Below are 19,409 nucleotides of genomic sequence, written 5' to 3'. Positions count from 1 at the left end.
TGGTTATTCAATGATCAGTTCATCGAAACATACTCTTGATTCTTGTCCGGGACGTACATGATTTGCCGGACATTCTCCCGCTCCTTCCGTTGTAACCCGCACATAACGGGCAACGGTTCCTCTCATATCTATCGACAGGTCTTCGATGAAAGTTCCTTCACGGAATATCTCCTCGGGAGTATATTCCAATTCGTTGATATCCCGATAAGTCGCATTATCGTCCGACACGGCTACCCGGATTGATTTCGGTTTGTGCACTCCCATTCCATAGTTAGTGATACAACCGATTGTCAGCGTATTCATTTTCTCCTTTTGCAACAGATCGACGGTGAAGGAAATACGGTCGCTACTTCCCCAACTGCACCATTCAAAGTCCGTTTGCTTCAGACTTCCTCTGACTCCGTTGTTCAGGACGGCTTCATTCACTTTATTACCCAGCAACGGTTTTGCCGTAGCCTTGTTCCAGTGTACCGGAAGCGTCAGTGTTTTCCCCATCTGCTGTCCATCGGCAAACGTTGCGGCATTGACTGTTTGAGCTTCTTTTACCAACAATGGTTGTTCATAGAGCGGTGAAGCGGCGGTCGGCTCGCTTCCATCCATTGTATAACGGATTTCCACATCCGGACGGACACATTCCAGTTTTACTTTCAGTGCTCCGTCTTCCGGTCTCACGGTATGCTGTATATTGTACATCGAACGGGCATACACTATCCCTTTGGCTGCGAGATGTTCATTAAACGAATCCATGCCTTCCAGGAACGAAGTCCAGTCTTTCTTTTCCGGTTGTGTCCATGCCACTTCCGCCAATGCCGCCAGGCGTGGGAATACCAGATAATCCACATCCTCCGGCTTATTACAGAACTCTGTCCACATACAAGCCTGTACGCCCATCAGCAAATCCGCATATTCCGGTTTCCAGTCTTTCTGAACCGGCTCATAGTCATACACATCTTTCAGCGTATTATTGCCGAAATACGTCAGCGGCTCAAACCACTGCGGTCCTTGATAACGAATCAGGTACATGATGCGTGCGGGAGTCATGATGAAGCGATGTCCCTTCTCGGCAGCCTTCAGTGCAGCCTGTCCGTATCCCTGCCAACCCAGAATAATGGCATCGTCCGGCAAAAAGCTACTGTTCGTCAGCTCATCCCAGCCTATCACCTCGCGCCCTTTGCTACGTACATATTCGCTCATCCGATTCATGAAATAACCTTGCAAATCCTCTTCATTGGCAATCTTCTCCTTTTTCATCCGTGCCTGACACAGCGGGCATTTCTCCCAATAAGTTTTACGGGCTTCATCGCCACCGATATGGATATATCGGGAAGGGAACAATTCCAGAATCTCATCCATCACATCCTGAAGAAAGGCATAGACACTGTCATTTCCGGCACAATAGATGATCTCGGAATTTCGTCCTCCCAAACCGGGGAGCACTCCGATATATTCCTTCACTACCGGACAAGCTAAATGAGGATAAGCTGCCAATGCCGAATTACTGTGTGCCGGCATATCGATTTCCGGTACCACTTCAATCTGACGTTCAGCCGCATAAGCCACCATTTCCTTTATTTCTTCCTGAGTATAGAAACCTCCTACCGGAGTGGGTTCTCCGGGTTCCGGATTCCGCCGGGCAGGAAAAGGCAGGTCCGTACGAGCCACTCTCCATGCACCTACTTCCGTTAAACGGGGATATTTCTTGATTTCCACACGCCAGCCGTTATCATCTGTCAGATGAAAGTGAAGCGTGTTTATTTTGAGCATTGCCATACAATCGATAATGCGCAATACATTCTCTTTGGGAATAAAGAAGCGTGACGCATCCAGCAATAACGCACGGTAACCAAAACGCGGTTCGTCCTGAATACTCACTGCCGGAATACTCCATTTTACTTTTTTATCCGACACTTCCTCTTTTTCGATGGATGCCGGAAGTAACTGGCGAATGGTCTGCAAAGCATAAAAGAATCCTTTTGCATCCGATGCTTCGATAATGATTTCTTTCGGAGACACTTGCAGCGTATATGCCTCACTTTTCAAGGTTGCATCCGTCTGGAAACGAACATTTCCCTTTTCCGCATCGCCTACCGTCAACTTCGGAGTAAAGCCTGCCGCACGGGTAAACAAAGCTATAAAGCTGCGTGCCACTTCCGCCTGCTCCTCGTTCTCTACGGCAAATACCGTTTTACCGGAGAAAAGGTAGTTCCCGCTGCCCGGCACTATTTGCGCCGGGCGTGGAACCAAGGGTATGTCATGTGTCAAGTTAGTATCGCTACATCCGGCTACTATCGAAGATAGAAAGCCTATCAGTAATATTAAAATCGTTCTTGTCATTGTATTATTCGGGGGTTATTCCTTGTCCCTTTCCGGAGAAAAGCGGACGGGATCATTATATTGTTCCTGTAGTTTCAGCAATTCGTCTTTCAGTTCCTTTACTACCGGTTCATACTCAGCCTCACCGTAGAGGTTGTGCATTTCCGACGGGTCTGCCTGCATATCATACAGTTCCCACCAGTTGATATCATTATAGAAATGAATCAGTTTATAGCGTTCCGTACGTACACCATAGTGACGTTTCACCATGTGTTCGGCAGGATATTCATAGAAGTGGTAATACAGAGACTTTCTCCAGTCCTTCGGATGCTCACCCTTTAACAGAGGCAGCAGTGATACTCCGTGGATATCTGCGGGAATTTCCGCTCCTGCCAGTTCAAGGAAAGTAGGTGCATAGTCGATGTTCTGTACCATTTCGGTGATATCTCCCCTGCGGTCGAAACCTTTCGGCAGACGCATGATAAGTGGTGTGCGCATAGATTCTTCATACATGAAACGCTTGTCGAACCAGCCGTGTTCGCCCATGTAGAAACCCTGATCGGAAGTATAAACTACCAGTGTATTGTCCAGCAACCCTTTTTCCTTCAGATAGTCGAGCACACGTCCTACGTTATCATCAAGAGACTTCACGGTTTTCATGTAGTCGCGCATATAACGCTGGAACTTCCAGTTGGCCAGTTCTTTTCCTGTCAGATTCTGTTTGTAGAAATCATCGATAATCGGAGCATAGAACTTGTCCCATGCGGCACGCTGTCCTTCGTCCATGCGTCCGAGGAATCTTTCATAAAGTGATCTCAGGCGTGATTTCTCATTCGGACGAAGCATCTTCAGGTCGTAAATCATATCCATGTCCTTCACGATACTCATTTCCTGAGCAGCCGCAGCAGGGCGACCTTCATAGTCGTCAAAGAAATTATCCGGCAACGGGAATGTCTTGTCCTCGTAGAGGGCAAGGTTACATGTATCCGCCATCCAGTTACGGTGAATCGCCTTGTGATGAATCAGCAGGCAGAACGGTTTCTCCGGATCTCGCTTGTTTTCCATCCAGTCGATAGCATCATCGGTAATCAGATTCGTGATATATCCGTGTTTCTGGATGGTATCATTATCTTGTGTAATAAAGGCAGGATTATAGTAATCCCCCTGTCCGGGTACTATCTGCCAGTAATTAAATCCGGATGGCAAACTTTCCAGATGCCATTTGCCGACCAGCGCAGTCTGATAACCTACCTTTTGCAGCAGCTTCGGGAATGTCTGTTGAGAACTGTCGAATACGCAAGTCGTATTATCGTAGAATTTATTGGCACAGCTATGCTTACCCGTAATCATACAGGCACGGCTGGGACCGCTTAATGAATTGGCAACGAAGCTTTGAGTAAAACGTACACCATCCACCGCAATGCGGTCAAGATTCGGAGTTTCCATGTAGCGGGTGTCATAGCAGCTCATCATCTGGGCTGTATGGTCGTCTGTCATAATATAGACGATGTTCAGCGGCTTTTGTTCTGTCGTTTTCTGCTTGTTTGTACAAGATGCAAGGGAGGCAACGGCGGCTACTCCTGCCAAAGAATAGAACAAGTTTGATTGCAGGTTTTCCATAATGATTAATTTATTTAGATTACATGGCAAAGATAGGGAAGATATGTAAAAAGTATGTCTACAAATAGCTAATGTATTTACAATATTCTCTATTTCCACCCGAATTAGCAGTAAATGCCGGAAGTAAATCGCTGTTGCACGATGGCCTTCCGGCATTGAACTTATTTCATACTATTGAAAACGGTTCGTCAATATGACAGATTAATAGAACTGGTAGAACTTACCAGGAATTGAGACTTTATAGTCTCTATTCACAAGTTCATTCGCTTCCCGTTTATAGTTATCATTTACATAGAAACGAATCCAGTCTATTATCATTCTTGGTCCTTCTGTTGCATAATTTGCAGGATTAATTGACTTCAGTTCAGTATCCCAACCTGCCGGAAGTTCAGAAGAAACACTATTACCTTCTCCGAACAAGTCCATTCGCATTACTAAATAAAGACCTTTCGCTCCAACTGATGTTCCCGTAGAAGCTTTGGTAAAAGGCCATGAATCCAACATATCCCTTGTGACTTCCAAGGTTGTAGAACCATTAATACCTAACTTTATTGTATTTTCATCGACTAGTTCGACCCAATAAATATTATAATCTTCTACTTTAGGAATAGCAGATACTACGCTCTTCGCATCACTGACAACCTCTCCCCTCACCGATTGGGTGATTGCAGAGCCGGAAACATTCTTAAGTATACAGATTGATTGCTTAGCTTCTTTACATGTAGTAGCAGTTGCTGGATTCTTCACCTCTATCATCGGTACAAATCCTGTTCTATTACCTCCTAAACGAACTTTCATTTCAATACGCATACCCGGATATATACGTGTAACATTTTGTGCCCACATCTGCCCTAAAGACTTACAGCAATGTATTCCTGCTGTTCCATAATTAGTACCTTCTACACCTACACAAATATTCAATTCACCTTCATCAGTAACTTTTGCGTATTTGGTCCAATCAATCTTTAAAACATTTCCTCTATTGGCATCCGTTGCATTACCTAATTTTTGATAATCTCCCGATGTTGAATTTTTATGGAACTCAATAGCATAATCAAACTTCCACTGACTGCCCAATTCGGCATTCGGATGTGCTGTTCCTTCGTCCATCTTAGCTGTTTCTTTACCCGTAAACCAGTCATCATCATAAGAAACAAACATGATGTTCGGATTCTCATATACAGTAGTCATATCATACAAATCAGGATCAGCCATTGATTCCAGGTCTGTCATGGTAATAGTCAATGCAGGAGCAGTCATCGGATTGGAAGAAGAATTACTTTTCAGATTCAATACCAACTGCAAGTCGCCTGTCATTTCATAGTCCTGTTTGATAGTCACAGCAGCACTTTTGACCGAAGTTCTTCCTGCAGGAATAGTTAAAGTAGAAGGTAGATTGTCATACCTGCCCTCTTCCCCTTCCTTCGGAGTAATAGTGACTTCGAGTGGCACAGAACTCGGTTTGTCTACTTTGGCAACCAATACAAACTTACCGCCTTCTGTCACCACATTTTCTGTATTATTTTCCAGAGACATGGATATCCGATAATAATCAGATACCTTGATTCCCTGACTGGAATTAGCCATCTTATAACCACGTGCGAAAGCAACAAACTCCATCGTAGTAGTACCAACTAATCCGGAAGTCTTAACCGGAAAATCCACCTGAATCTGCTTCTCTCCTTTCGGGAAAGTAACAATACTACTAAATGGTTCGAACACATTCGCTACATCTTCCGTTCCGGCTTTTGCCGTAAAGTAAATATCGAAATCTTCGTTAGCTACCACCTCATTACCATCAGCATCTGGTTCCACTTTAATATCTACTTTCAAGTGTTCTCCCATCACAAACGCCTTTTCATTGATGCTCATTGTCAAAGGTACAGCTTCCGGCAGAGGACGATACTTGGTCTCATCCTCACATCCTGTCAAACCGATGGTCAACAAACATACCGGAAGTATTTTATATAATATGTTCTTCATATCTTTATCTATCTAATTATCATAAATGAATCTTGTTCCATTCTCCTATTTCCGTTGCCAGCCCGGATTCTGTTTCAACTCATGATTCAACGATATCTCACTCGGAGGTACCGGCAACAGGTAATCGCGGTTAGCATCAAACTGATAGCCTCTCGGAAGAAGTTCCTTCTGTGGGTCGAGCCAGCCGTCTGTAGTCAGAATCGTTTTCAAGTCCGCTGCGTTTTTAGGATCGAATGCTTTGTACAATACACCGTCTGTACCAAAATAAGCACCGGTTCCACGTTTTCCCTGAATCAGTTTATGAGCTCTCCAACGCATCAAATCATCAAGACGAAAACCTTGCAAAGCCAGTTCTGCACGTCTTTCCCGACGGATTTCCTGCAAATTGGCAGAAATGGTATAACCAAAATCGGTGAAATTAGGATCGATTTCAGACGGGTCTTTGTACGTCACCCCAGCGCGCTCGCGCAATGGTTTTAAAGTTTTTTCCAAAACAGCAGGAGTACATTTTCCCAATTCTTCCGCAGCTTCCGCATAAGCCAGCAGAGCTTCCGCATAACGGATCACCGGAAGAGACGTCTCGCCCTGACCGCTTACATATGTAGTATCGATACTCATACGGATGTGATAACCGGTAGCATTACGCGCAGGACCGCCTTCAGTCAGATAAGGGGGGCGAACTATCTGTTTGTTTTCTTCCGAATATTCCTCTACCAGCATCGCTTTCGATTTTGATTCCGGTGAGGTTGACTTAAACTTACAATTTGAATGCATAACCGTCGCCAGCAAACGTCCGTCACGGCCTTTAAAAGTCAAATTGAAATCTTTAAAAATGCCGTCAGCAGGATTGATAGGTGTTCCGTCAGCATTCAAGTAATTATCAACCAACGACTGAGATAAACCTGCCGGTCCGCTGTTATCTACATAACCCGCTCCCAGATTACTGCTCAGATTATGAATCACACCATCTGCTATCGAATATTTCTTCCAAAATACAACCTCTGTCATATCCGACAGGTCTTTCGAGTTGAATACATGCGCATAAGCATCTTCTATATTCACTGCATTCTTATCGGTAGCTTTTGTGTTCAAAGCAAGTCCCATACCAAACAGTTCATCGCCCAGTGTCAGCACCTGTCCCAGTAAGTCTGCCGATTTATCTTCAGCAGCGGCAAAGTCTGTTCCTTTGTGATATTTCTCCCAGGTACCTTCATAAAGGGCCACTCTCATAGCCATAATAATAGCGGCCTCCTTACACACTCTCAAACCTTTATACTGGCTACGCGAGTGAAGTAATCCCTTAGCTGTATTCAGATCGTCAAGAATAAACTGCGCCACTGCGGAACGGTCACGCGGAGGAATCTGCAAACCGCCGACAGTTGCATTGCCGTCCCAGAATCTATCCATCACAGGAATACTTCCAAATCTGGTCAGCAAATAAAAATGCCAGTATGCACGGAAAAAATAAGCCTCACCTTTCATTGAAAGTACATCTTTCGTCTCTTCTGTTTCCGGCACTTTATAGTATTCAAAGAAATAATTCACATTACGCAGGTTCTGATATCCTTTCTGCCATTCCGTAGTACCTCCTCCGTTTTCCTGCAATTCTCCGTTCAGACGTTTGTCATAAACCTCCGCAACGATATTATCACTGTTCTTCTCTTCTCCACGAACTCCCATATCGTAAGTCCCGAAAGAAGGAAGTGCTATATACAAACCGTTGATATAGTTGTTCACGGCACTTGCATTGGAAAGGAATGTCTCACTATTGGGTGTTGTCAAAGGCTCTCTGTCCAGGAAGTCCGAACATGCCGACATCATGAAACTTGCCCCAACCACTAATAATATATATATTTTTTTCATCGTCATTCTCTAATTAAAAGGTGAAATCAAGTCCGAATACGAAGTTACGGTTCATCGGGTATACCATACCGTTACCATTCTGCTTCATAGGAGAAGTCAGACCCGGAGCCGTATTTTGAGCATCACCGCCAGCCGACATATTCACCTGATTCAGTGTTTCCGGATCAAATTGTTTCGGCAGTTTCGTTACGGTGAATAAGTTATCGCAAGTCACATATACTTTCAGATTGCTGATACCAATATGTTTCAGTTGTTTTTTGTTGAAGGTATAAGCAACCGTCAGATTCTTCATACGCATGTAAGCAGCGTTCAACAGATAACGTGTGGTGTTATATCCGGTATTCACCAAAAAGTCTTTGTCATCCTTCCAGCCGGTCAGACGCGGCAAGTATCCATTCGGATTCTCTGTGCTGAAATAATCGAGATGTTCTTTGAAATTGTAGTTGTTTCCACCAAACATATAGTTACTTCCGGAAATCGGAAAATCTCTCTTAGCCACACCTTGCAACAATGTAGATACTTCAAAACCTTTATATCCCAGATTCAAGTTGATACCGAACGAATATTTGGGAGTCGTATTACCAATAATCTGCAAATCTCCGTGATCAGCCAAAGTACCTTTACCACCGTCTACTCTACCATCCCCATTGGAATCGATATATTTTAAGTCACCGCGACGCCAAAGGTCATTCGACTTGAACGCTGTCAGATTTACATTTCTCAGGTAATCATCAATTTCACGGTTCGACAGGAAAAGATCGTCTGCGCGATATCCCCATATTTCACCAATATCCATACCTTCATAATAACCTTTATTGGCAGCCAGACCTGTATGATTATTGTAAATGATACCTTCAGGATTATTATACTTGGTCACGACAGCCTTGTAGTTAAATACATTGAAACCGACTCCATAGCTAAAACCACATTTCAGTTTATCATTCCAACTTACAGAAAGTTCCCAACCACGGTTACGCAAAGTGGCATTGTTCACTTTAGCACGGTCATCCGAAGCAATGCCACTGATGCTTGGGATAGACTCTGCCGGACCAATCATGTCACGTGTCGTACGTTGGTAGAAGTCGGCAGTTAGTGACAAGCGGTTTTTTAATAACATTAAGTCAAAACCTAAGTTGGCATTATCCACTTTCTCCCAGGTGATGTATGGGCTGATCATTTTCGGAGTCTTGGCAATTGTTCCTTTGGACGCCGTGGAAGACGAAATTCCAGGCAGCAGCCAAGCGTTGGTCCCTTGTGCATCCAACGGCATTTGAGCAATGTAATCATATAGACCTGCACCATTCTGATTTCCCAGACGACCATAAGATACACGTACTTTCAACTGAGACACAGGAAGTGCCAATTGCTGGAAATAAGGAGTGCGTGCAATATCATAACCGGCAGAGAATGACGGGAAGAATCCCCAACGGTGGCCTGGAGCAAAACGGGAAGAACCATCATAACGTCCGCTGAACTCCAGAAAATAAATATTATTGTAGTTCCAGTTCAGACGAGTATAGAATCCCATCGTAGCCCAGTGTGAACGGGCTTCACCTGCTATCACATTTCCGCTGGCATTATCAAATGAATAAATATCGTTACTCAACATACCGTCTTTATACATATATTCTTCCGAATACTCCTGCAATTCCATCTGGTAACCCGCCATTGCCTTAAAGAAATGATCTCCCCACTGGTGAGTATAAGAACTTGACAGATTAGGCGACAGATAATAATTAAACATGCTACCACGTGTGTAAGAGCCGAAATACATGTTTTTCCAGCTAATGCCCGGATAAGCAAATCCTTGTCGCTGATTAGTAGCATCGCCCGGTTTGAAAGTGCCTGCAGGAGTTTCGTACTTCTGGTCATCTTTCATTTTCAGGTTATTATTTTCAACATCAAAACGTATTTTCATTTCTCCGGTGATATCCCAACCTTCCAAAGGAGTTACGGTAGCCGAAAACGACAAGGCATCCGAAATACGGTTTCTCTGATAATTGGAATTTTTCAGATACAACATTTCATTCCAGCTAGGTATATTATATTCTGATTCAACTGGCAGTTCAGTCACCTGAGTCGGACGGTGGCTACCGATCTTATTATACAGAATCATCTGATTAGCCATTGGGCGTTTGATCATCTGCAAAGTAATATTGTTATTCAGGTTGAAGCGCAGCCAGTCACTTGTCTTAAACTGCAACTTGGTATTCAGGTTATATTTACTCAGATCATCCTGTACCTTATCCAGCAAACCTTCCTGATAGGTGTATCCCATACCAATATAATAGTTTACTTTATCAGAACCTCCCTGCACGCTCAAATTGTGAGAATGGCGGACAGATTTGTCTTTGAAATAATATTCAAACCAGTCTGTATTACCGTATTGATTATAATAAGCACCTGCCCAGTCATCACCGGTGGTATTCGCTTCAATCCCCGGGAACTCAGCCGAATAAGGATTCTGCATAAATCCCTTAATCTTCTCAATTGTCTTATCCGAAATCTTTTGCAAACCGGATGAAGCTCCTCCATTATCATACTGTTGGTTATTATACGCAGCGTATTCCAACGCATTCATCATTTTAGGCATATTGATAGGTGCACTGAAACCTACCGTGCCACGATAAGTAACACTGGCTCTTTCTTTTTTACCGCTCTTCGTTGTTACCAGAACCACACCATAAGCAGCACGCGCACCATATACAGCAGAAGCAGAAGCATCTTTCAGTACACTGATACTGGCAATATCGGCCGGGTTCACATTCTGCATGCTCTGCTCCACTCCATCCACCAATACATAAGGCTCGCCACCGTTAATAGAACCGATACCGCGAATACTGAATTTAATATCGGCACCGATTTCACCACCGACACCACCGCCTACTGCATCCGAAGCAAAGTTCAAACCGGCTATATTACCTTGCAAAGCACTGGTAACATCCGTCACAGGACGATTCACAATCGCGTCATCTTTCAATGTAGCGACAGCTGCCGTAATGGTATTTCTTTTTTGTGTATCCATACCTACCACCACAACTTCATCCAGCACCTTAGCATCTTCCTTCATCACCAGTCTGTTACCTTCCTGTTTAGTGACTTTTACCTGCAATGGGGCATATCCCACATATGTAACAGAAAGAGTGCTTCCTACTTTTCCTTGAATAGAGAAATTACCGTCAATATCTGTAATCGTTCCTCCGGTTACACCTTTTACCATGACTGTAGCACCGATAATAGGTTCTCCCATTTCGTCTACCACCTGTCCCTTTATCAATTTTTGTTGTGCCAACGCACCCAGAGGAAATAATAACAGGAGCATCAGAAACAGAACAAAGCGTTCTTGTTTTCTCACGAACTTCTTTTTTTCCATAATATTATATTTACTAATTAAGATTCTATTTTATTCTACAGTAGGATTGGCATAGTAATCAAGCTCTTCTTTCACTGCTTTCAACAAAGACATCTCATGCGTCACGTCTACGTCTGTAGCCAAGTCCCAGCTCATGATTCCTCCAAAACCATTCTCACACACATATTGTGTCTTCTGGCGAATCGTATTCTGGCTGTTGAGCGTATAGTTCTTTCCTTCATAACTCCATGTGTCTGCAGAAGTATTAGTCAGGTTACCCTTACCGACAAGATCAAAATAAGCAGCCTGCTCGCCGGCAGTACCCGTAGTCCCGTAGAAAGGTACTCCCATGACCAGTTTATCCTGAGGTATTCCATAATCGACTGCAGCTTTACCATCCGATTTGAAACGTTCCATAGAGAAAAGTTCTACTGAAGGTCCATAGCATTGCAACGAGATAAAATCGACTGCTGCAATAGCTTCCGCACTTATTTTGTAAGAAACAGGATGTAGGGATACGGTCAAAAATACATCTTTCCCCAATACTTCACGCAATTGCACGATGGCTTTACTGTAATTGGCTAAATCAGTACCTGAATAAGCCCATTCAAAGTCGAGGTCCGCACCATCCAGATTATATTGCTCGATCACCTTCTTTACGTTATTGGCAAAGTTAGTACGGGCAGTTGCGTTGCCGACCATTTTCAACCATTCGCCGCCAGCAATACCCAAACGTATCTTCCGGTCACCTGCCTGTCCATTCAAGGCAGTACGAATCTGCTCCAGACGAATAGCCCATGTATGCGAGTCCTTACCAGGTTTTGCAGCGTCATCATATTTCCAGTAAGCAAGTGTTTTCGTGTTATTCCAATTATCAAAAGAGATGGGATTTCTTCCTAATGTACCCATCAGCAGACTGTTCACAAATGTTTCATCCAGATAACCTTTCAGGTTCTCTCCCATCACAAAGTCAGCACGGGTATTAGGAACCGAAGCAGGCAGAGAGCCTGTAAAGTCAGTGGCAGTATTGTTCGTATCTATATATAACTTAGCAGCGCCACCATCATAAGTCACCGCTACATAATGCCATGCTCCTGATTTCAATGCGCTATTCGTCACTGTGGCCGTAGCACTTCCGACAGTCAGTTTCAAATTACCTTCCGTTGCTCCCAACTGGAAAGCGATGACAACAGAACCGCCGTCTACCTTTTTAAACAAGCAAGCTCCGTCCACCCACTCGCTGACATATATATAAGTACCGAATGTGAATTTCTTGAATGCTCCGTCCGGTGAATGCAACAGACCGTCGCCGGCGTTCATCTTGCCGGTACCATCCAATTTGAGTACTCCGTTGCGTCCATTATAAGAAGCAGCATACGTTGCTGCCCCTGTAAGTGTTGCATCATTCACGGGTAAGTCAAAAGTCAGATCACCATCAGCATAAGGACGTGCCGTCAGATAAATCAAATCGTTGCAAGCACCCATACTTGCTCCCGAAATTCGATTCGTTTCAAAAAAATCACCACGGATATAAGAACAGTTGATAAATGTTTTATCTGTAGGATCAGGATCATCGGGTTCTTCTGTTTCGCCCGGTTTTCCCGTAACTGAACCTTCGGGAGGAGTACCGGTAGGAACATCTACCCATTTTGTGTCTTTGCAAGCTGTCAACATTCCAAAAAGGAAGAGACAAAGAAATAGGAATTTGCTTCTCATAAGTTTATTAATTAAGATTACCTTTTATATAAGTAGCGAAGTCTTTCCTGACATTCACTGCCACAAATTTAGGTTATATCTAAGATTTAAGATGTTCGATTTTGGCTATGATTCTTCCAAAAATGTCTAAAATAGTCCATTTTATCGCATTTTTCGAGGTCAACAGACATTATCAGACAACTTTCGAGACAAAAAAAGAAAGGCGGCAATATCCGTTTCCGAATATCTCCGCCTTTCATTAACTCTAATTACCCGAATATACTCATGATACTATATTCTCTCTTAAAAACTCTTCCGCCCGTGCCAACGTCTCCGGCTTGCCGATATCAATCAGTTCCAGCTTTTCCGTAAGATAACCGCAATAATCCGTTTGCCCGCAGGTAGCCAGATAAAAGTCCATAATAGAGAACTTGCCTTCCCAGCACGGCACTTCCATCAACTGGAAGACAGCAGGCGAAAAAACATGGATACCGCTAAAGGCATACTCTCTATACAGCGACTCATCATATAGGAAACCTTCGGGCCTCACCTGTCCCGTATCTTTGTTGATCCATCCGCACAATCTTTGTTCCGCATCAAAAAGCAGATAACGGGAAGTTTTACGCCGGCTGGCGAGCAAGGTGGCTACACTTCCGTTCCGCAAATGAAAGTCATACAGTTCTTTCAGATTCATATCCGAAAGAATATCCACATTATGCACAAGGAAGGGTTCATCGGAATTTTCAAAGAATCGACGGGCTTTTCTGATTCCTCCCCCCGTATCGAGCAGCAGGTCCCGTTCGTCGGAAATATGCAACGTCAGTCCGAAATCATTGTTAGCTTTCAGAAAATCAATAATCTGCTCACCGAAATGATGGATATTAATCACTATTTCGGTAAAACCGGAAGCTTTCAGTTTCAAAATCACATGCTCCAGCATCGGACGTCCGACCACGGGAACAAGGGCTTTGGGCATCGTATCGGTCAGTGGTTTCAGCCGGCTACCCAACCCGGCTGCAAATATCATTGCTTTCATTACACAGTTGCCTCAAAAGTACGTTCTATATTCTGTTCGCGGTGCACCAGCTCCACTTTCACGCCAAATTTGCGGTTCAGGTGCTCTGCCAGATGCTGCGCCGAATAAACCGAACGATGCTGTCCTCCGGTACAGCCGAAGCAAACGGACAAATTACTGAAGCCACGTTCCATATATCGCTTCACCGAAGCATCTACCAACGCATAGACAGAGTCGAGGAAACGGAGAATTTCACCATCTTCTTCGAGAAAACTGATCACCGGTTCGTCCAGTCCCGTGAAAGGTTTGTAGCGTTCGTACTTACCGGGATTGTTCACGGCACGGCAGTCAAAGACATAACCGCCGCCATTACCGGTAGGATCATCGGGAATCCCTTTCTTATAAGCAAAACTCATCACTTTGACGGTAAGCTGCCGTTTCTTGAGATCGTCGGTGAATTGCTTGAGTTCGGTAAGTTCGCGTAGCACATTGCAAAGATACGGGTATTCAGGGTACGCCTCTTTGAGCAAGTCACGCAGGTTCTGGATAGCAAAAGGAACACTCTGGATAAAATGAGGTTTCTTCTCAAAATACCCCCTGAAACCGTAAGCTCCGAGCACTTGCAATGTGCGGAAAAGAACAAAATGACGAAGCTGACTATAGAAATAGGGCTCGTCGATAGGCTGATATTTGCGCAGGACATCGATATACTCCTTCAGCAATTCCTGACGGAGACTATCGGGATACTTCGCCTTTGCCTGCCACAGGAAAGAAGCGACATCATAATAGAACGGCCCTTTTCGTCCGCCCTGAAAGTCGATAAACCACGGTTCACCGTCTTTGATCATCACATTGCGGCTCTGAAAATCGCGGTACATAAAAGTAGCGGAAGAACTGCGCAGCAGCACATCACTCATCTTCTGAAAGTCGTCCTCCAGTTTATCTTCCTGAAATTCCATGCCGGTAGCCTTAAGGAAACAATATTTGAAGTAATTCAAATCCCAAAGGATAGAACGCTGATTGAACTCCGGCTGCGGATAGCAACGGGAAAAGTCGAAGCCGTCGGCTCCGGCAAACTGTATGGCAGGAAGCAAACGGACCGTCTTGCGGAGCAACTCTTTTTCCTCTTCGGAAAATACGCTGGTAGCACGTCCTTTCTCGATTGCATGAAACAAAAGGGTATCTCCCAAATCTTCCTGAAGATAGTAACTCTTATTTTCGGAGACGATATGAACTTCGGGTACAGGCAGGCCGGACTTGCGGAAATGGGCTGCCATATAAAGGAAAGCATCATTCTCCTCGACAGACGTGCCACATACGCCGATCAGGGTTTTCGCACCTGTCAGCCGGAAGTAGCGGCGGTTGGAACCGGAAGATGGTAATTCTGTTATATTCTCTGCGGGAACTCCCGTATATTCCTGATATAGTTTCTGTAGTTCTTCGGTAATCATAGTCGTACATTTTCGAGCAAAGATAAAGATTATAGATAAATTAATATCATCTTTGCTCAAAACTCTATATCATTTTATTCAATATTCATCCGAATGTATTATCTTTGCTTCTGTTTACTCGACCTAATTCAATGAAAGCAAGACTCTATATCGTCCTATGCATCGCATTTATCACACAAATGGCCGGTGTCCTTCCTTTACAGGCGGGGCATTACTATTACAAGCAGATTTCTCTGAAAGAAGGACTACCTTCCACCGTCCGGTGTATCCTTACGGATGAACAGGGATTCGTGTGGATAGGCACCCGCTCCGGTCTGGGACGGTTTGACGGCCACGAACTGAAGAAATACATCCATCATGCAGACGATCCGCATTCGCTGCCTCACGACCTCGTTCTTCAGATTGCAGAAGACGAACAATACAATATCTGGATCTTGACTGATAAAGGGGTGGCACGCTACCAACGGCAAAGTGACGACTTCTACCTGCCAACCGACGAAAAAGGAAAGAACATCACCGCATATTCCACCTGCCCTACCCCAGAGGGGTTATTATTCGGAGCCAAAAACAAAATTTACTTTTACAGCTACCGGGACGGTTCTTTCCGCCTGCTGCAGGAATTCGACCAGACACCGGATTTCAGAAACTTCAATATCACGATACTCAGCCTTTGGGATGAAGAAACTGTACTCTGTTGCAGCCGCTGGCAAGGGCTGCTCCTGCTCAACCTGAAAACCGGAGCATACAGCCGCCCGCCTTTCGACTGCGGAAAGGAGATTATGAGCATGATCATCGACTCGAAGAACCGGATATGGATTGCCCCCTACAATAACGGGCTCTACTGTTTCGACCGGAACGGAAAACAACTGGCATCATACACCACCCGCAACTCCTCGCTGAGCAACAATGTCATACTCAGCCTTGCCGAACGGGAGAACAAACTATGGATCGGAACGGACGGAGGCGGTATCAACATCCTCGAACCGGAAACCGGACAGCTTTCCCTGCTGGAACACATCCCCGGCAGAGACAACTATTCGCTCCCCGCCAACTCCATCCTCAGCCTCTACAACGACCGTAACAACAATATATGGGCAGGAAGTATCCGGAACGGACTGATCAGCATCCGCGAAGTGTCAATGGTGACCTACACGGACGTAGTGCCCGGCAACGACCGTGGACTGAGCAACAACACCATCCTCAGCCTCTATCAGCAGTCCGACGATAAAATATGGATCGGAACAGACGGAGGCGGAGTCAACCTTTTCAATCCTCTCACGGAGAAGTTCACCCATTATCTCTCTACGTGGGAAGACAAAGTGGCATCTATCTGTCAGTTCACTCCCGACAAACTACTGATCTCGCTCTTCTCACAGGGAGTGTTCGTCTTCAATCCGTCTACCGGAGAGAAACAACCGTTCACAATCATTGACGACGAAACGACCACCCGCCTCTGCAATCGGGGAAAAGCGGTCAACCTGTATCAAAACAGCCCCGACAACGTGCTGCTGCTCGGCGACCACGTCTATCAATACGACCTGAACAAACGCACTTTCCGGATTGCCACCGAACAGGAGGGACAGGACATCATCGGCGCTCTTCTGCCCATCACCAATCACGAAAACTATACCTATCTCAACGATACGAAACGTATCTACCAACTGGACAAACGGAACAACCGCCTGACGTCTCTGTTCCGTTGCTTCAACGATACGGTCATCAATTCCGTTGCGCGTGACGAATACGGAGACTTCTGGATAGGGAGCAACTACGGACTGATCCACTATAATCCCGCTACCAAAGTACGTACTCCCTTTACCACCACGCTATTCACGGAAGTAACGCTCATCGTGTGCGACCAGCAGGGAAAAGTATGGTTCGGAACGAATGACATGCTTTTCGCATGGCTCATCAAAGAAAAGAAATTCGTACTGTTCGGCGAATCGGATGGTGCCATTCAAAACGAATATCTTTCCAAACCCCGTCTGCTGAGCAGCCACGGAGATGTCTACATGGGCGGCGTCAAAGGACTGCTGCATATCAACAGCAATCTGCCGCCGGCTACTTCCGAGCTGCCCAAACTGCAATTATCGGATGTCATCGTCAACGGAGAATCCGTCAACAATGAACTGTGCGGTGACCCGACCGGAATTTCCGTTCCCTGGAACAGTAATATAAGTATCCGTATCATGTCCAAAGAAGAGGATATCTTCCGGCAGAAAGTGTATCGGTATCAGATAGAAGGGCTGAACGACCAGCAGATCGAATCGTACAACCCGGAACTGGTCATCCGCTCGCTTCCGCCCGGCGATTATCAGATTATGGCTTCCTGCACAGCAAAGGACGGCAGCTGGATTCCCAGTCAGCAGATACTGGAACTGACCGTACTCCCTCCCTGGTACCGCACATGGTGGTTCACGCTGGGCTGTGCCTTGTTAGTAACCGGAATGATTGTCGAAACTTTCCGGAGAACACTGAAACGAAAAGAAGATAAGTTGAAATGGGCCATGAAGGAGCACGAGCAACAGGTGTACGAAGAAAAAGTACGTTTCCTGATCAATATCAGCCACGAACTGCGTACTCCACTGACACTGATCCACGCTCCGCTCAGCCGCATATTGAAGTCCTTATCCCCGACAGATACCCAATACCTGCCGCTGAAAGCGATTTACCGGCAGTCTCAGCGAATGAAGAATCTGATCAACATGGTGCTCGATGTGCGCAAGATGGAAGTGGGAGAAAGCAAACTGCTCATACAGCCTCACCCGCTCAACGAATGGATCGAACATGTATCGCAAGATTTCGTCAGCGAAGGGGAAGCAAAGAATATACAGATTCATTACCGGCTCGATCCACGCATCAAAATAGTGAGTTTCGATAAGGACAAATGTGAAATCATTCTGAGTAATCTGCTGATCAATGCACTGAAACACAGCCCGCAAGACACGGAAATCACCATCACTTCAGAACTGCTGCCCGAAGAAAAAAGAGTACGCATCTCCATTACCGACCAAGGTTGCGGATTGCAGCAGGTAGACACACAGAAGCTCTTCACCCGTTTTTATCAGGGCATGGGCGAACAGAGCGGAACGGGCATCGGCTTGTCTTACTCCAAGATTCTGGTGGAACTGCACGGCGGCTCCATCGGCGCACGGGACAATTCGGAATCGGGAGCCACCTTCTTCTTCGAACTACCGCTGAAACTGGAATCGGAAGAGATCATCTGCCAGCCCAAAGCATATCTGAATGAATTGATGAGCGACGACAGCGGCAAGCAGTCACAAGAGGAAGACAGCTTCGCCACCGCCCCCTACAGCATTCTGGTGGTAGACGACAATCCCGACCTGACGGACTTCTTAAAGAAAGCACTGGGAGAATACTTCAAACGTATATTGACTGCCTCTGATGGTGTAGAGGCACTTCAGCTTATCAAAAGCCATACTCCCGACATCATCGTAAGTGACGTCATGATGCCCCGCATGAACGGATATGAGCTTTGCAAAAACATAAAGGAAGACATTGCGATCAGTCACATCCCCGTTATCCTGCTGACGGCAAGAGACGACAAACAAAGTCAGATGAGCGGCTACAAAAACGGTGCGGACGCCTATCTGACCAAACCGTTCGAAGTGGAAATGCTGATGGAACTGATCCGTAACCGACTAAAAAACCGTGAACATACCAAGAAGAGATATCTGAACGCAGGACTGATCCCCGCTCCGGAAGAAAGCACCTTCAGCCAGGCAGATGAAACGTTCTTGCTCAAACTGAACAAGATCATTCAAGAGAATTTGGACAGTAGCCGATTGGATATTCCTTTTATCTGCAAAGAAATCGGCATGAGCCGGGCCTCTCTTTACAACAAACTGAAGGCACTGACGGAGATGGGAGCCAATGACTATATCAATAAGTTCCGGATGGAGCAGGCAATTCTACTGATCACCGGCACGGAAATGTCATTTACGGAAATTGCGGAGAAAGTGGGATTCACTACTTCCCGTTATTTCAGCACGACTTTCAAGCAGTACACGGGCGAAACACCGACTCAATATAAAGAGAAACATAAGAGAGAGACATCAAAAACAATTAATCAATAAAACCCCTAATATATAAATTT

9 protein-coding genes are annotated in these 19,409 nt (G+C 45.2%); 1 reads left to right on the top strand and 8 read right to left on the bottom strand.

The features are described from left to right. Window positions 1-3: 3 nt before the first annotated feature. From NBH01_RS00600 to NBH01_RS00565, 8 genes are all read right to left on the bottom strand, one after another. Window positions 4-2,334: a glycoside hydrolase family 20 protein gene (locus NBH01_RS00600; RefSeq protein WP_061473380.1), complete on the bottom strand. Its 2,331-nt coding sequence runs from the start codon at window positions 2,332-2,334 to the stop codon at window positions 4-6. A gap of 15 nt (window positions 2,335-2,349) precedes the next feature. Continuing rightward, a complete protein-coding gene (locus tag NBH01_RS00595) occupies window positions 2,350-3,933 on the bottom strand; it encodes a sulfatase family protein (protein WP_061473381.1) in 1,584 nt (527 codons plus the stop codon). A 201-nt stretch (window positions 3,934-4,134) separates the two neighbouring features. After that, on the bottom strand, window positions 4,135-5,916 hold the full coding sequence (locus NBH01_RS00590; RefSeq protein WP_016267040.1) for a DUF5006 domain-containing protein: 1,782 nt from the start codon (window positions 5,914-5,916) through the stop codon (window positions 4,135-4,137). Between the two features lie 45 nt (window positions 5,917-5,961). After that, on the bottom strand, window positions 5,962-7,779 hold the full coding sequence (locus NBH01_RS00585) for a RagB/SusD family nutrient uptake outer membrane protein (protein WP_016267039.1): 1,818 nt from the start codon (window positions 7,777-7,779) through the stop codon (window positions 5,962-5,964). Window positions 7,780-7,792: 13 nt separating this feature from the next. Continuing rightward, entirely contained in the window at window positions 7,793-11,152 is a 3,360-nt protein-coding gene (locus NBH01_RS00580) for a SusC/RagA family TonB-linked outer membrane protein (protein ID WP_055299271.1), read from the bottom strand. Window positions 11,153-11,182: 30 nt separating this feature from the next. Further along, window positions 11,183-12,847, bottom strand: a complete 1,665-nt coding sequence (locus NBH01_RS00575; protein ID WP_074856554.1) for a glycosyl hydrolase family 18 protein — start codon at window positions 12,845-12,847, stop codon at window positions 11,183-11,185. A 262-nt stretch (window positions 12,848-13,109) separates the two neighbouring features. Next, window positions 13,110-13,862 (bottom strand): nucleotidyltransferase family protein, encoded by a 753-nt coding sequence (locus NBH01_RS00570; protein WP_250699932.1) that lies wholly within the window; start codon window positions 13,860-13,862, stop codon window positions 13,110-13,112. Beyond that, window positions 13,862-15,292, bottom strand: a complete 1,431-nt coding sequence (locus tag NBH01_RS00565; RefSeq protein WP_074856551.1) for a RapZ C-terminal domain-containing protein — start codon at window positions 15,290-15,292, stop codon at window positions 13,862-13,864. Before NBH01_RS00565 ends, NBH01_RS00570 begins: the two co-directional genes overlap by 1 nt. A gap of 131 nt (window positions 15,293-15,423) precedes the next feature. Here NBH01_RS00565 and NBH01_RS00560 point away from each other — a divergent pair, with 131 nt between their 5' ends. Then, a complete protein-coding gene (locus NBH01_RS00560; RefSeq protein WP_074856548.1) occupies window positions 15,424-19,389 on the top strand; it encodes a two-component regulator propeller domain-containing protein in 3,966 nt (1,321 codons plus the stop codon). The last annotated feature ends 20 nt before the right edge of the window (window positions 19,390-19,409 follow it).

This window comes from Bacteroides sp. B1-V-101 (assembly GCF_023656585.1).
Lineage (GTDB): Bacteria > Bacteroidota > Bacteroidia > Bacteroidales > Bacteroidaceae > Bacteroides > Bacteroides thetaiotaomicron.
The sequence above is the reverse complement of the archived record's forward strand: the minus strand, read 5'-3'. Positions and strand labels throughout refer to the sequence as shown.